At 69.6% G+C, this 14642-nt stretch carries 14 protein-coding genes; 10 read left to right on the top strand and 4 right to left on the bottom strand.

The window, feature by feature from the left end; genetic code table 11:
• Window positions 1-237: 237 nt before the first annotated feature.
• The 3 genes from ABZ833_RS30635 to ABZ833_RS30625 all read left to right on the top strand — a co-directional run bounded on the left by ABZ833_RS30635 (window position 238) and on the right by ABZ833_RS30625 (window position 3063).
• Window positions 238-1026 carry a GntR family transcriptional regulator gene (locus tag ABZ833_RS30635; protein WP_361053148.1) on the top strand — a complete coding sequence of 263 codons (789 nt, stop codon included), beginning with the start codon at window positions 238-240 and terminating at the stop codon, window positions 1024-1026.
• Between the two features lie 3 nt (window positions 1027-1029).
• A complete protein-coding gene (locus tag ABZ833_RS30630; RefSeq protein ID WP_361053145.1) occupies window positions 1030-1791 on the top strand; it encodes a glycosyltransferase in 762 nt (253 codons plus the stop codon).
• Between the two features lie 339 nt (window positions 1792-2130).
• The gene (locus ABZ833_RS30625; RefSeq protein WP_361053141.1) at window positions 2131-3063 is read left to right on the top strand and encodes an FkbM family methyltransferase; all 933 of its coding nucleotides are present in this window, start codon (window positions 2131-2133) and stop codon (window positions 3061-3063) included.
• Window positions 3064-3148: 85 nt separating this feature from the next.
• Here ABZ833_RS30625 and ABZ833_RS30620 read toward each other — a convergent pair whose 3' ends face one another.
• Window positions 3149-4381, bottom strand: coding sequence for an amidohydrolase family protein (locus ABZ833_RS30620; RefSeq protein WP_361053138.1), 1233 nt, complete (start codon window positions 4379-4381; stop codon window positions 3149-3151).
• A 177-nt stretch (window positions 4382-4558) separates the two neighbouring features.
• Here ABZ833_RS30620 and ABZ833_RS30615 point away from each other — a divergent pair, with 177 nt between their 5' ends.
• From ABZ833_RS30615 to ABZ833_RS30595, 5 genes are all read left to right on the top strand, one after another.
• Entirely contained in the window at window positions 4559-5008 is a 450-nt protein-coding gene (locus tag ABZ833_RS30615) for a DoxX family membrane protein (protein WP_361053136.1), read from the top strand.
• Window positions 5009-5088: 80 nt separating this feature from the next.
• Window positions 5089-5643 carry a hypothetical protein gene (locus tag ABZ833_RS30610; protein WP_361053133.1) on the top strand — a complete coding sequence of 185 codons (555 nt, stop codon included), beginning with the start codon at window positions 5089-5091 and terminating at the stop codon, window positions 5641-5643.
• Between the two features lie 175 nt (window positions 5644-5818).
• On the top strand, window positions 5819-6358 hold the full coding sequence (locus tag ABZ833_RS30605; RefSeq protein ID WP_361053130.1) for a hypothetical protein: 540 nt from the start codon (window positions 5819-5821) through the stop codon (window positions 6356-6358).
• Window positions 6359-6533: 175 nt separating this feature from the next.
• Complete coding sequence (locus ABZ833_RS30600) at window positions 6534-7769, top strand: serine hydrolase domain-containing protein (protein WP_361053128.1); 1236 nt, start codon at window positions 6534-6536, stop codon at window positions 7767-7769.
• Window positions 7770-7977: 208 nt separating this feature from the next.
• Window positions 7978-8574 (top strand): hypothetical protein, encoded by a 597-nt coding sequence (locus ABZ833_RS30595; RefSeq protein WP_361053125.1) that lies wholly within the window; start codon window positions 7978-7980, stop codon window positions 8572-8574.
• Between the two features lie 43 nt (window positions 8575-8617).
• On the opposite strand, the gene ABZ833_RS30590 is transcribed toward ABZ833_RS30595, so the two are convergent.
• Complete coding sequence (locus ABZ833_RS30590; RefSeq protein WP_361053122.1) at window positions 8618-9457, bottom strand: class I SAM-dependent methyltransferase; 840 nt, start codon at window positions 9455-9457, stop codon at window positions 8618-8620.
• A gap of 71 nt (window positions 9458-9528) precedes the next feature.
• Between ABZ833_RS30590 and ABZ833_RS30585 the strand changes: the two genes are divergently transcribed.
• Both ABZ833_RS30585 and ABZ833_RS30580 read left to right on the top strand, forming a co-directional pair.
• Window positions 9529-11361, top strand: a complete 1833-nt coding sequence (locus ABZ833_RS30585; RefSeq protein WP_361053119.1) for a prolyl oligopeptidase family serine peptidase — start codon at window positions 9529-9531, stop codon at window positions 11359-11361.
• Between the two features lie 95 nt (window positions 11362-11456).
• Window positions 11457-12236, top strand: coding sequence for an SURF1 family protein (locus ABZ833_RS30580; protein WP_361053116.1), 780 nt, complete (start codon window positions 11457-11459; stop codon window positions 12234-12236).
• A gap of 103 nt (window positions 12237-12339) precedes the next feature.
• On the opposite strand, the gene ABZ833_RS30575 is transcribed toward ABZ833_RS30580, so the two are convergent.
• Window positions 12340-13611, bottom strand: coding sequence for a hypothetical protein (locus ABZ833_RS30575; protein WP_361053114.1), 1272 nt, complete (start codon window positions 13609-13611; stop codon window positions 12340-12342).
• On the bottom strand, window positions 13608-14267 hold the full coding sequence (locus ABZ833_RS30570) for a SigE family RNA polymerase sigma factor (protein ID WP_361053111.1): 660 nt from the start codon (window positions 14265-14267) through the stop codon (window positions 13608-13610). Before ABZ833_RS30570 ends, ABZ833_RS30575 begins: the two co-directional genes overlap by 4 nt.
• Window positions 14268-14642: the final 375 nt, after the last annotated feature.

Raw genomic sequence — 14642 nt, 5'->3', positions numbered from 1 at the left:
CAGCGATCGGGCCCTTTCGTGATCTCAGCGCCCGATGGTTCAAATTGAGGCACGGCCGGACAGCCAATTCCGGCCCAACTGGGTGGTGGGGCCATGCTTCGCGGACAGCGGGCCTTGCATAACGCGGATCCGGGCCGCCTCGCTCGATAGCGAAGCTTGTTTGTGACCGGGCCTCGTCAAGTCCTCTTTAGGAGTCGTATGCTGAGCCCGCTTTGAACGACGGGACGGTGCACGCGGATGGCAAAGGCCTACGAGGAGATCGCGGACGGGCTCCGCGCGCAGATCCGCGCAGGCCGGCTCGGGCCCGGTGACCGGCTGCCGTCCGAGTCGGACCTCATCAAGGCCACCGGGCGCAGCGGACCGACCGTCCAGCAAGCCCTGCGCGTGCTCCAGGCAGAGGGGCTGATCGAGAAGCAGCACGGCCGCGGCACCTTCGTCCGCCGCCCGCGCACGCCGGTTCAGCGCACGAACGCACGGCACCAGTGGGAGAAGGACCGCGCCCGCGCGCCCGAGCGGCAGCGCCTGGACACGGGGGCGACCGAGCGCGACACCGGCCTTGGGGTCGGCGACCTCGTCTTTCACGCGGCGTACCGCGAGATCGGTGCGTCCAAGGAGATCGCAGCGGCTCTGGGCGTCGCTGAGGGAACGGCACTCGTCGAGCGCACCTACCGCACGCGCTACAGCGCCGAGCGGAATCCGTTCAGCCTCGTCACGTCGCTCCTGATCCGCGACCTCGTCCAGCAGAACCCCGACCTCCTGGACGAGACGAAAGAGCCCTGGCCGGGCGGGACATGGAACCAGCTGCTCACGGTGGGCATCGAGATCGACCGCGTCGAGGAACGGGTGACGGCCCGGCCCCCGACGGTGGAGGAGGCGGACGAGCTGGGCCTGCCGCCCGGCACGTCGGTTCTCGTCCTTCGCAAGACCTTGTACGACACGGACGACCGCATCGTGGAGATGTCTGACGTCACGCTGCCCGGCGACCGCACGGAAATGCTCTTCACGACTCACTTGGAAAGGTGGTGAGCCGTGAGCCGGCGCATCATCATCATCACGGCCGTCCATGCACCGTCGGCGCACTTCCTGGCTGACGCGTACAAGTCCATCCGCGAGCAGGAGTTGCCCGCCGGCTGGGAGTGGCACTGGCTGATCCAGGAGGACGGTACGACCGACCAGGTCGCGCCCCACGTCCCCGACGACGCCCGGATCACCTTCAAGCAGGGGCGTCCGGGAGGCCCGGGGGTTGCCCGGACCATCGCCCTGGCCCACGCGGACGGCGCGTACGTCAAGGTCCTGGACGCCGACGACCAGCTCGCGCCTGGTTCACTGGCCCGCGACCTCGCGGCACTCGAAGCTGACCGCACCATCGGCTGGGCGACGTCGCGTGTGCTCGATCTGCTCCCCGACGGCTCCACGGCCGGTTTCCCCGGCGACCCCGAGCACGGGCCGATCGAGCGTCAGGAGGTGCTCGACCACTGGGCCTCTCACGACTACCGCGCGCAGGTCCATCCGGCGACGCTCTTCGTCCGCCGCGACCTGCTCGTGGCCCTGGGTGGCTGGATGGCGCTGCCCGCGTCCGAGGACACGGGGCTGCTGCTCGCCCTGAACTCGACCTCCCGCGGCTGGTTCTCGTCCGAGGTCGGCCTGCTCTACCGCAAGTGGGAAGGCCAGGTGACCGGCCAGGCGGCGCACGTCGACACGGCAGAGCGCGATGCCCGTATGACGGTGGTCGAGGCCAGGGCGCGAGCGCTGGAACACTTCCAGTGGCGCTATCCCGTCAGCTCCGACTGACTTCCCGTGCAACAGTCGCTGCGCTCCGCGATCAACCCACCCCGTCAATAGGCGAACAAATCAAGCCGTTCGCTCCCGCGCGGGGAGGGTGAGCGCATTGAATCGGCATTGGATCGAAACACACAAAGGCGAAAACACCGCCCTCCCGTAGCCCTCCCACGGCCCTCCACCTCAATCAAGAGGGGTTATGCCGTAACCGGCGGAGAAACAGCGTCCGTGAAGAAAGCAGGTAAAGCCGTCATGTGCGCCGCACGCCGATACATGTGCACCGCACGCTGATACTGGCCTGAAAGCCATCCGATCTTGCCCACGCCGCGGTGGACTCGTACGGTCGCGGCTATGCCCCCCGCTTCTCTCCACCGCACGTCAGAGCTTCTGGTCACTCTCGGCCGCGGCTACGTGCGCAACGCACCCGGCTCCCTGCTCAAGGGCCCCCTCGCGGCCCGGTACCTCAACCCGCACCTGCGCGACCATCCGCGGCAGCGCGTGGTCGAGGCGGAGTTCGGGGCCCGCTTCGCCTGCGACTCCCGCGACCTCATCCAGCGGTTCATCAGCCTCTACGGCGTGTGGGAGCCGCACATGACACGGTGGCTGCAGAGCCGTCTCCGTACCGGGGACACGTTCGTCGACGTCGGCGCCAACATCGGCTATTTCGCGGTCCTTGGCTCTCGCCTCGTCGGCAGCGCGGGGCGGGTCGTGGCCATCGAGGCGTCTCCCGCCTTCCACGAGCGCGTGCTGCGGCACATCAGGCTCAACGACTGCGCCAACGTCCGCGCGGTCAACGCGGCGGTCTCCGACAGCCACGAGACGCTGACCTTCGTACTCGCCAGCTCGAACAACATGGGCGCGAACTCGATCGTCCCGTACGACGGTCCTGCCGAGTCGAGCTTCGAGATGAAGGCCCGGCCCTTGCCGGAGATCCTGGACGAGGACGAACTCACCCGGGCCCGCGTGATCAAGATCGACGTCGAGGGCGCCGAGGGCGGGGTCATGAGAGGGCTGGCTCCCGTACTGGGACAGCTCCGCCCTGACGTGGAGATCGCCGTGGAGGTCACACCGGAGCGCATGGCCCAACTGGGCGATTCCATCGAGGAGTTGATGGACACCATGGCCGAGCACGGCTTTCACACCTACCGGCTGCCCACGGACTACAGGCCCGAGAACTACCCCCGCGCCCTGCGCCGGCCCGAGGCCCCGGTGCGATGGCGGGGCCCCATCGTCGGCGAGAGCGAGCTGGTCTTCTCCCGTATCGACGCCGAGACCCTGCGCTGACCCGTCCGACCGCCTTGCCCGGTGGTGGAGCCGGCTGAGCCGGCCGCTCCCGGCCCACCACGAGCGGGCGCGCCCGCAGGCGCGTTTACAGACGCGCCCGCAGGTCCCGGTCGAACGGCAGATCCAGCATGCGAATCGCATTCCCGCGAAGCAGCTTGTACGCCACGTCCTCGGGAAGGTGGCCGACGTGGTCCTGAGCCACGGCCTTCGTGTGCGGCCATGTCGAGTCGACGTGCGGATAGTCGGTCTCGAAGGTGGCGTTGTCGACGCCCACGGTCTCGATCGACGCGACACCGTGCTTGTCCCGGAAGAAGCAGCAGAAGATCTGCCGGTAGTAGTACATCGACGGGGGCTCCGGGATCAGATCCTTGACCCCGCCCCAGGCCCGGTGCTCCTCCCATACGTCGTCGGCGCGCTCCAGGGCGTACGGGATCCATCCCATCTGCCCCTCGCTGTAGGCGAGTTTGAGGCGGGGGAACTTCACAAGGACCCCGGAGAAGAGGAAGTCCATCATCGAGGCCATCGCGTTGTTGAAGCTCAGGGACGCCTGCACGGCCGGGGGCGCGTCCGGCGACGCCGCAGGCATCTGCGAGGACGAGCCGATGTGCATGTTCACGACCGTGCCGGTCTCCTCGCAGGCCGCGAAGAACGGGTCCCAGTAGCCGGAGTGGATCGACGGGAGGCCGAGGTGCGTGGGGATCTCGCTGAAGGTCACGGCTCGCACGCCGCGGGCGGCGTTGCGCTTGATCTCGGCGACGGCGAGGTCCACGTCCCACAGCGGGATGAGGCAGAGCGGGATCAGCCTCCCGCGGCTGTCACCGCACCACTCCTCCACCATCCAGTCGTTGTACGCCCGGACGCAGGCGAGCCCGACCTCCTTGTCCTTGGCCTCGGAGAACGTCTGCCCGCAGAAGCGCGGGAACGTCGGGAAGCAGAGGGAGGCCTCGACATGGTTGATGTCCATGTCCTCCAGGCGGGCCTTCGGGTCCCAGCAGCCACGGCGCATCTGCTCGCGCGTGATGCCGTCGAGCGTCATCTCGTCCCGCGAGAATCCGACGGCGGCGATGATGCGCTTGTACGGGAAGATCTCTCCCTCGTACTCCCACCAGTCGGTGACCTGACCTTCGGGATCCGTCGTGAACTTGTACTTGCCGCCGATGTACTCGAGCTCGCCGATACCTGCGGTGAAGGGCTTGGGGCCCCGGTCGCGGTACTTGCTCGGGAGCCACTTCTCGAAGAGGTGGGCGGGTTCGATCACGTGGTCGTCCACGCTGATGATGCGGGGGAGCTCCTTGGCCCCGACCTCGTTGTTGTCCACTGCTGTGCCCCCAACTACCTGCCGGTTTCCCTTACACGCATCTGACGGTCCATCAGATTGAGGTTATGGGCTCGCTTCGGCAACGGCAACAGCCCGCCTGAAACTCGACCCCTTGCGCGATCGGTCCGGATCCGCTGAACTGACGCTCCGTCAGGTCAGGACGAAGGAGGGCGCTCGATGCAGACGATGTGGCTCAGCGGGGCCGAATGGGTCGCCGTGCTCCGGATCGGGCTCGGCCTGTGGTGGCTGGAGAGCTGGCGCCACAAGGACAAGAAGACCTGGTTCACCGGAGGGGGCATCGGCTGGGCGGTGGGCATCGCCGAGAAGCACCGCTGGCAGTTCGTACGGGCGGGCTTCGACCTCACCGTGAAACCGCGACCGCAAGTGATGGCCTACGTCGTCGCCTACGCGGAGCTGGCCCTCGGGCTCGGCCTCATCTTCGGCCTGCTCACACCGATCGCGCTCGTCGGCGGACTCGTACTCAACCTGATCTACTTCGTTTTGATGATCCACGACTGGGCCGAACAAGGTCAGAACCTGATGATGGCCCTCATGTCAGTCGTCGTTCTCTTCGCGATGGGCTGGCAAGTCTGGTCGCTGGACGACGCGTTGGGGCTCTTCCAGTAGGCGGGAGATCCTTCCCCCTCACTCGCCGCACTCGTAAGATCGTCGAGTCGTTTCGAGGAGTCGGCTGAACTGGGGGAACAGTGGGAACGGGCGAACAGCTCGTCACGGTGGCCGCTGTCCTGCTCGGCGCCCTCAGCACGCACGTGACCAACTTCCTGCTGGAACGGAGCCGGAACCGCAACCAGCTCCTGACCCGGTGGGACGACAAGAAGGTCGAGGCGTACGGCAATTACGTGGACGCGGCGAAGGTCCGCATAGCCATGGCCGTTCGGCTCTACGAGCAGCGCGAAGACCTGCGGGACCACCGTCGTACCGAGCACGAGCTGCGTGACGACCTGGCGGAGGCCGGGCGCGCCTGGGGCAGTGCCTTCGAGCGGGTCATGCTGATGGGCGGTGACGACGCCGTCGAAGCAGGCCACGACCTGAACTTCCTCGTCGCGCACATCGATTGGCAGGCGACCGGCAGGACCGAGGGGACGCTCGACGAGTGGCGCCACCGGAACCGCGAGGCGTTCCGTGCCATCAACACCTTCCACGACGCCGCTCGCAAGGATCTGGGGATCCAGGGCAGCGTCTCGGGTGAACAGCACCCGGAACGCGATCTGTTGCTGCCGCCCGCCCGGCGGGACTCGTAGCGCGAAGAGTGCTTCGTTCGCGGCCCTGGTCTTTCGTTCGCGGCTCTGGTCTGTTGTGCGGCGACGTGCCACCCTGCCCGACACATCCGCCGTCCACCGCTGTGGACGACGCCGGGGGCGGGGCGAGGGCGGGGTGGCAACGCTCCGTCGCTCCCTGCAGACAAAGGAGGCGCCGGTGAACGAGCACAACCACGAGGAGCGGGAGCCGACGGCCGCAGCCCTCAAGGCGCGGCACGCCGCGCGTGCCGAGAGCGCGGCGGCGCGGGCGGCAGCCCTCAGCCGCTACGTCGAGCAGCATGCCGCCGATGGCAACGCCGACGCCGCCTGGAAGGCCGCTCACGCGGCCCGCGTGGCAGCGCAGGCCCTCGCCGTACTCTCCGAGAGCGAGCCCGACCCGGCAGCGGATTCCCGCTGCGCCCGGAACGCGGCCTCGTCCGCCGCGCAGGCCTCCCAGATGGGTCAACTCGTCGACAGCGACGCCGAATCGTCCACGCTCGCCTGCAAGGCAGCCCTCAAGGCCTCACTCGCCGCCGGAACCGCGGCAGGGGCGAGGTCCCTGGGCGCCGACGAAGGCCTGAATACCGAGGCCGATGCGGCGGAGAAGGCCGCCGTCACAGCGGCCGAAGACGCGGGATGGATCCGGCCCGGCGAGGACATCCCCAGCGTGGCGACCGGTGTGCGGAGTCCAGAAGTGATGTCCATGTTGCATCTCTGAGCGGGTCCGTCGTCGAACGCCTGCTGTCGAACGCCTGTCGGTCGTCACGCCTTGTGACCGAACATCGGTCCGATCGAGTGGACTCGTGGGGGCGCAGACCGCAGGAGGGCCTTCCGCCGCGCTCCGGGTGGTGCCGTAGCACCCTCAGCCCCGATCCGGAAGCGGTGCCCCCGACATGCGAAGTACTTCCTCCCGGCGCCTGTTCGCAGCTTCGCTGCTGGTGGCGTCCGTGCTGGCCCCGCTGGCGGCGGCTCCTGCCACGGCCGGTCCTGTCCCTGCCGCCGGTGTGGCCGGCGCCGCGGTCCGTCTCACGGGCGACGACGGCCACGGCCAGGACGACTGCCCCTCGGGCGGCTTCAGCCGCAAGACGACCGCTCGCCTGGACAAGGCCATCGAGAAGGTCCGCCGGGAGACCGGCGTCCCCGGTGTCGCCGTCGGGCTGTGGATGCCGGGCAAGGGGTGCTACGTCCGCGCCAGCGGGGTCGCCGACAAGGCCACCGGCCAGCCGATGACCACCGATCTGTACACGCGGATCGGCAGCGAGACCAAGACCTTCACGGTCACCGCGCTGCTCAAGCTCGTCGACGACGGACTGATCCGGCTCGACGACCCGATCTCCCGCTACATCGACGGCGTACCGAAGGGCCGCCGGATCACGCTCCGCCACCTCGCCGAGATGCGCAGCGGCCTGTACCCCTACACCGCCGACGCGGACTTCCAGCACGATCTGCTGAGCGACCCGAGCCGCTCGTTCACCCCGCGGGAAGTGCTCGCGTACGGCTACAAGCACAAGAACACCTTCGCGCCGGGCAAGGAGTTCCAGTACTCCAACACCAACCTGATCCTCCTCGGTCTGGTGATCGAGAAGATCAGCGGCAAATGCGCCGCCGACTTCATCGACGAGCAGGTGCTCCGCCCGTCCCACCTCGAGCACACCCTGTTCCCCAGCGGGGCCGAGTTCCCCGAGCCGCACCCGCGCGGCTACACCAACCAGACGCTGAGCGGCAAGGTCGAGGACGCCACCGACTGGAACCCCAGCTGGGGCTGGACGGCCGGGGCGATGATCTCGAACATGCACGACCTGCGCCGCTGGGCCAAGATCGTCGCCACCGGGGAGCTGCTCAGCCCGGAGACCCAGAAGCAGCGGCTACGGACGCTGCCGACCGGCTACCCCGGCACGAGCTACGGCCTCGGCATCTTCAAGAGCGGCGGCTGGATCGGGCACAACGGCTCCATCCCGGGCTACGAGAGCGTGACGGTCTACCTTCCCTCGAAGAAGGCGACCCTGGTGGTGCAGCTCAACACCGACATCACGCAGAACGGCGTGGAGCCGTCCTCGCCGATCGCCCGAGCGATCACCGAGATCGTCACCCCGAACAACGTCTACGACCGCCCGGTACCCCCGCGCTAGAAGCTCCCAGCCCGCTCGCCGACGGCACGTGAACGCGTGGAGGGACCCGGGTGCCGTACGGCGCTCTGCACCCGGGCCGCACCGACCCGGCGTGATGTATACCCGACGCCCCGTTCCGCTCACCGTTCGGTGGTGTCACCATGCGGAGTCCAGGGGTGTCGAGGGGGCCGAGGGGTTCCCTCGGCGGGGGCGGGCGGAGGAAGAACAAATGGCAGAGGTGTTCTTGCGGCGGCTGACCCGTTGGCAGGCGGAGCAGCAGCGGGAAGCGATCGCCGACGTCTATGTCGAGGCCTACGAAGGAGTCGCCGGAGCCGAGTACCGGGACCGGCAGGGGTTCCTGCACACGTTCGAGAACACCGTGCAGCGGCCCGACTTCGACATGGTCGTCGCCGACGCGGCGGGCCTGGTCGGCTGCCTCTACGGCTACCGCGCCGCGCGCACCGGCGAGTGGTGGGAGGGGTTCCGCGGCGTCCTTCCCCCGGAGGTCGAGGAACGCACGGCATCGGGCCGGGTCTTCATCCTGACCGAGCTGATGGTCGTGCCCGCCTACCGGCGCCAGGGCGTCTCGGACCGCCTGCGCACGCTGCTGCTCATCCGGCACGCCACGGATCTGGTCGTCGCGGTCATCAAGCGGGACGACGATCTGGGGCGGGAGGTCCTGCGGTCCTGGGGCTGGACGAAACTCGGGGAGTTCGACCGGGGCAGGCCCGGATCGACGGCGCCGCCCCGCCGGGGCGAGACCGAGGCCCCGACGCCGGCCGGGCTCGTGTGGGAGGGGTGGATGCGGCCGACCGCGCGGCCTTGAGCGGTGCGGATCTGCGCATCCGCCGGGAGCGGCATCCGGCGGCTCACGTCACCGCCTTGCTCGCCTTGCTCGCCTTCAGGGAGTACATGAGGGGGATGCGCGGGCGGTCCGCAGGGAACCGGTAGGTGCCGTCGCGCAGTTCGAGGCTGCCGAAGCGCTCGAAGAGCGTCGCCTCGTGCTCGTGGAGGAAGTCGATGCGCAGACCCGCCGATGCCAGGGCCGTGACGACCTCGCCCACGGGGTGCTGCCATTCCACGCTGCGGTTGTGCACCGTGGGAGTGGTCGTGTCCGCGTACCCGCCGGAGGTCTCGTCGATCCAGGCGTCGCGGGCGAAGTAGTCGTACTCGATCCGTGAGCCCGTCGCGTCGTCGAGGATGTCCGCGAGCGGGTGGAACTCCGAGAGGTAGAGGAAGCCGCCGGGCGCGACGAGCGCGGCCGCCGTCTCCGCCCAGCGCTGGATGTCGGGGAGCCAGCACAGGGCTCCCACACCGGTGTAGACGATGTCGTACGAGGAGTCGGGCACCGCATCGGCCGCGTCGTACACGTCGGCGGCGACGAAGGACGCCTGGTCGGCGGTGAGGCCGAGCTCCTCGGCGAGATCGCGGGCCGCCTCGACGGCGGGTTCGGAGAAGTCGAGCCCGACCACGCGGGACGCGCCGTGCCGGGACCAGGAGAGGGTGTCCAGGCCGATGTGGCACTGGAGGTGGAGCAGCGAGCGCCCGGTGACGTCACCGACCTCGGTGAGCTCGAAGTCGCGCAGCGGGTCCTTGCCGGAGCGGAAGGCTTCGAGGTCGTAGTAGTCGCTGGCGAGGTGGAGGGGGACTCGCTCGTCCCAGCGTCTTCGGTTGGCCTCGCGCCAGTCGGAGGGGGTCGGTGAGTACATCCCAGAAAGTTATCCACAGGCTGGGGACCCTCGCCAGCGGATTGTCGGCCGGGGCGTGCACTATGGGGTCCATGAGCGACTTGGGTGCGGGTGCAGTGGAGACGACCGATGCGGGCGGGGGCACGGAGATGCCGGACTGGGAGAAGCGGTTCCGTGCGCCGCGGGTGTCGCTGCCCGACTGGGCGGAGGACGCCCCCGACCGGTCCCTGTTCGTGTCGAACGCGACGGGGACGTACGAGCTGTACGCATGGGACCGCGCGACCGGCGAGCAGCGCCAGGTGACGGACCGGCCGAACGGCACGACGGACGGCCTCGTCTCGCCGGACGGCGAATGGATCTGGTGGTTCAACGACACGGACGGCGACGAATTCGGCGTATGGATGCGCCAGCCCTTCGCGGGCGGCGGCAGCGACGAGCCCGCGGTGGCCGGACTCGACGCGTCATATCCGGCGGGCCTCGCCCTCGCGCGCGACGGGCGGATGGCGGTCGTCGGCCGCTCGACGGACGAAGAGGGCTCGACGATCCATGTCGTACGTTCCCCGGGCGCCGCCCCCGTCGAGATCTACCGCCACCGCGAGTCCGCCGGCGTCGGCGACCTCTCCCACGACGGCTCGCTGATCGCCGTCGAGCACACGGAGCACGGCGACGCGATGCACTCCACCCTCCGGGTGGTCAGGCCGGACGGCTCCACGGTCGCCGAGCTGGACGACACCAAGGGCGGCACGGTCGAGCTGGGCCTCGAGGTCCTCGGCTTCGCGCCGGTCGACGGGGACACGCGGCTGCTCGTCGGGCATCAGCGGCGCGGCCGCTGGGAGCCGATGGTGTGGAACGTCGCGTCGGGCGAGGAGACGGACCTGGCGCTCGACCTGCCGGGGGACGTCAGCGCCGAGTGGTATCCGGACGGCTCCGCCCTGCTCATCGCGCACAGCTTCGAGGCGCGCAGTGAGCTGTTCCGGTATGGATTCGCCTCAGGTGATCTCGTCAGGGTCGACACTCCCGCCGGGTCGGTGTCGGGAGCGACCGCGCGGCCTGACGGCAGCGTGGAGTATTTGTGGTCGTCGGCCGCCGAGCCGCCGGTGGTGCGCTCCACGGCGGGCGGCGTCGTGCTCGACCCGCCGGGCATGAAGGCCCCGGCCTCCGTGCCGGTGGAGGACGTGTGGGTGGAGGGCCCCGGCGGCCGGGTCCACGCCCTCGTGCAGAAGCCGGCCGGCGCGAGCGGCCCCCTCCCCACCGTCTTCGAGATCCACGGCGGCCCGACGTGGCACGACAGCGACGCGTTCGCCGCGGGCCCGGCGGCCTGGGTCGACCACGGGTATGCGGTGGTGCGGGTCAACTACCGCGGCTCGACGGGGTACGGCCGGGAGTGGACGGACGCGCTCAAGCACCGGGTCGGCCTGATCGAGCTCGAGGACATCGCGGCGGTCCGGGAGTGGGCGGTGACGTCGGGCCTCGCGGACCCGGCTCGCATCGTCCTGGCAGGCGGCTCCTGGGGCGGGTATCTCACGCTGCTCGGCGTCGGCACCCAGCCCGACGCATGGGCGGTGGGCCTCGCCGCGGTGCCGGTCGCGGACTACGTGACGGCGTACCACGACGAGATGGAGGCCCTGAAGGCCATGGACCGCACGCTCCTGGGCGGTACGCCCGAGGAGGTCCCCGAGCGCTTCGAGGCCTCGTCCCCGCTGACGTACGTGGACGCGGTGAAGGCTCCGGTCTACATCTCGGCGGGCGTGAACGACCCGCGCTGCCCGATCCGCCAGGTCGACAACTACGTGGACCGGCTCAAGGCACGGGACGCGGCGCACGAGGTGTATCGCTACGACGCGGGGCACGGCTCGCTCGTCGTGGACGAGCGGATCAAGCAGGTGCGGTTGGAACTGGACTTCGCCGAGCGACACCTTCGCTAGCCGGGGGCCCGCGGCGGGGCGGCGGTGGCCGTGGGGCGGGCGGCTTCGCCAACCCCGCGGCCTGTCTCCCACGGGCGCCCCCGTACCGTGGGGGTGTGTACCGGTTCCTGCTGACGCCCCGCTGGTGGGGGATCAACGTCTTCGTACTGCTGGCCATCCCCGTCTGCATCTTCATGGGGTCATGGCAGCTGGGGCGGTTCGAGGACCGCGTCGAGGCGCACGACGCCGCGCAGAAGCAGGCGGACCGGCAGGCGTCACCGACCAAGTCGGAGACGAAGCCCAAGCCGCTGGGCTCACTGCTCCCCGTGGACCAGGAGACATCCGGGGAACGGGCGTCCGCGACAGGACGGTACGGCAAGCAACTGCTGGTCCCTGACCGGGAGTTGGACGACAAGCCCGGCTACTACGTCCTGACGCTCCTGCGCACCGACAACGGCAAGGACCTGCCCGTCGTCCGGGGCTGGCTCCCCGGGAACGCGAGCGCGGCGAAGGCTCCCGCGGCGCCTTCCGGTGAGGTCACCGTGACGGGCGCGCTCCAGGCCTCCGAGAGCCCCGGGTCGAACGGGGTCAGTGCGGCCGGAGGGCTGCCTGACGGGCAGCTCGGCGCCATCAGCGCGGCCTCGCTGGTGAACCTGGTCCAGGGCAATGTGTATGACGCATGGGTCACCCTGGAGAAGGGCGACTCCGGGATGAAGGCCGTACCGGCGGCCGCGCCGGAGAACTCCGGGCTCGACCTCAAGGCCTTCCAGAACCTCGGCTACACCGGCGAGTGGTTCGTCTTCGCGGGGTTCGTCGTCTTCATGTGGTTCCGGCTGTTCCGGCGGGAGCGGGAGTTCGCGCGGGATGCCGAGCTGGGGCTCTTGCCCGAGAGTTAGACCACGCGGGGCTCAAGAACGCATACGCCGGGCGGGCTGGAAGCTTCCAGCCCGCCCGACGTGTGCGTGTGCGTGTGCGTACGTGCGTACCTGTCGGTGTCGCCTACGACGCCGACAGCATCCCCGTCTTGTAGACCGTCCCCGCACACGCGTTGGCGATCGTCGCACCCGACGCGGGCGCGCCCGCGGGCGCCGTCAGGGACACCGTCACTCCGCCGTCAAGGACGCCGCCGTCCTCGCGCACCATCTGGGGCTCGACGCCGCCCGGCGTACCGCTGTCACCGCCGCTGCCCTCCGTCGGAGTCGGGTCGGGCGAGGGATCGCCGCCGCCGTCCGTCGGACACGCCTCCGAAGGCACCCAGGCGAACTTCACCTCGTACGCGGCCCCCGGCTGGAGGACCAGCGAACTGACCGCCTGGGCCGGGTCCGGCAGACCGGTCGCCGCGTCGCCCGCCACATGGTCGGCGACGCCGATCTTCGTGGGGTCGGCCGCCCCGGTCGTCGACGTGGTCACGCTGCCCGCGGCGCTGACCGTGCAGCTGCTGGTGGAGACGTTCGAAATGCGGAAGCTGCCGTACACCTTGCCGTCGGCCTCCGCCGCGCCCGCGCTACCGCCGGCGTCGCCGAGCTGGTCCGCCGTGCAGGCAGGCGAGTCGGCGGATTCTGTGCCCGACGGGTCGGGGCCACCGGTCGCGCCGCCGCTGGACTCGCCCTTCCCCTTGCCGTCCTTCTTGTCCTTCTTGTCTTTCTTGTCCTTGGACTTGGAGGGGCCGGAGTCGCTGCCCTCGCCCTTCTCCCCGCCGTCAGGACCCTTGCCCTGACTGGAACCGCCCTGCGTCTGCTCGCTGTTGCCCGCGATCGACGGGCGGTCGTCCGAGCCGCCGCCGGAGTTCGTCACGTGCACGAGAGCGGGGATGGCGGTGCCGATGAAGAGCGCGGCTGCGGCCATGCCGACCACGGCCTGGCGCTTGCGCGCCCGCCGCGCGGGCACCGCGTGCCGCAGACGCTCCAGAGCACGGTCACCCGGCTCGATCTCCTGGACGGCCGAACGCATCATCCTGCGCAGCGCCAGCTCGTCGGGGCCGCCCTCACCACCGAAGAGGGAGTCCAAGGCGGAATCAGATGCGGAATCCGACGCGGCGCCCGATGCGGAATCCGGCGAGCCGCCGGGCGAGGCACCCGACGAAGCGTCCGGCTCGGCACCGGCCTCCCGCTCGGACCCGGTGGGCTCGTCGCCCTGACCGTGTTTCACAGTTCCGTCCCCAGCATGCTGCTCAAACTCGGCGTTCTCGGCGCCCTCAGCGCCCTCAGCGCTCTCGGCGTTCTCGGCGTTCTCATCGCGATCACGCTCACGCCCGTACTCCTGCTTGCTCATGCCGGTGCCTCCATGGCGACCCGCAGAGCCGCGATCCCGCGCGAGCCGTACGCCTTCACCGACCCGAGCGATATGCCCAGGGTCTCGGCGACCTGCGCCTCGGTCATGTCCGCGAAATACCGCAGGACCAGGACCTCGCGCTGGCGGCGCTGGAGACCGCGCATCGCCTTGATCAGTTCGTCCCGCTCAAGGAGGTCGTACGCACCCTCCTCGGCGCTCGCCATGTCCGGCATCGGCTTCGAGAGGAGCTTCAGACCGAGGATCCGGCGCCGCAGCGCGGACCGCGAGAGGTTCACGACGGTCTGCCGCAGATAGGCGAGCGTCTTCTCCGGGTCCCGGACGCGTTTGCGCGCCGAGTGCACCCGGATGAACGCCTCCTGCACGACGTCCTCGCAGGAGGCCGTGTCGTCGAGAAGCAGCGCCGCGAGGCCGAGGAGCGACCTGTAGTGGGCGCGATAGGTCTCGGTCAGGTGGTCGACTGTGGTGCCCGCGCTCATCGTCTCCTCAGCGCCCTCGCGCTGCGCCGGGATGCGGGCCGATCTCGTGGTGGGCATGGGGGCGATCACCGGCATGCCGGCGGGCGCACGGGGACGGCGAGGCGGACGCAGGGTCGCGCCCCTCGCCTGAACCGCTGTGAAATCGAGTACCTCTGCCACGCCTGTTGGACACGCTTACCCCCGTGAGGGTTGTACGCATCGCGCGGCGCGTTTGCGGCAGGCATCGTCGGTGTCGGTGACGATGCATCAAATGCCCCCATGCGTACCAGCTCTTCCCCTATGCCCAGTTTTCGCAGCGCTCAGGTCATGCCCCCGGGAGGGCGATCGCAAAGACGCGCCCCGCCCAGCTGCCGGTTGCAGTGGACGGGGACGAATAATGCGAATCTTCGAACGCGGCAATGGTCCAGTTCAAGCGATCCTGGCCACCAAGTTGGACACAGAACTTACACAGATCCCACAAACGCTTTCACCCCGGGGATCATTCAGGCCCGGTCGGGCCTGATCAGGCAGGATCAGGCCTGGTCTGGACCGATC

Source organism: Streptomyces sp. NPDC047525 (assembly GCF_040643025.1).
GTDB classification, from domain to species: Bacteria; Actinomycetota; Actinomycetes; order Streptomycetales; family Streptomycetaceae; genus Streptomyces; species Streptomyces durmitorensis.
The sequence above is the reverse complement of the archived record's forward strand: the minus strand, read 5'-3'. Positions and strand labels throughout refer to the sequence as shown.

Excerpts from the sequence above, each read along its gene's own strand:
- ABZ833_RS30625 (WP_361053141.1), top strand. The coding sequence starts at position 2,131 with ATGCCCCCCGCTTCTCTCCACCGCACGTCAGAGCTTCTGGTCACTCTC.
- ABZ833_RS30635 (WP_361053148.1), top strand. The coding sequence starts at position 238 with ATGGCAAAGGCCTACGAGGAGATCGCGGACGGGCTCCGCGCGCAGATC.
- ABZ833_RS30595 (WP_361053125.1), top strand. The coding sequence starts at position 7,978 with ATGGCAGAGGTGTTCTTGCGGCGGCTGACCCGTTGGCAGGCGGAGCAG.
- ABZ833_RS30585 (WP_361053119.1), top strand. The coding sequence starts at position 9,529 with ATGAGCGACTTGGGTGCGGGTGCAGTGGAGACGACCGATGCGGGCGGG.
- ABZ833_RS30590 (WP_361053122.1), bottom strand. The coding sequence starts at position 9,457 with ATGTACTCACCGACCCCCTCCGACTGGCGCGAGGCCAACCGAAGACGC.
- ABZ833_RS30600 (WP_361053128.1), top strand. The coding sequence starts at position 6,534 with ATGCGAAGTACTTCCTCCCGGCGCCTGTTCGCAGCTTCGCTGCTGGTG.
- ABZ833_RS30615 (WP_361053136.1), top strand. The coding sequence starts at position 4,559 with ATGCAGACGATGTGGCTCAGCGGGGCCGAATGGGTCGCCGTGCTCCGG.
- ABZ833_RS30575 (WP_361053114.1), bottom strand. The coding sequence starts at position 13,611 with ATGAGCAAGCAGGAGTACGGGCGTGAGCGTGATCGCGATGAGAACGCC.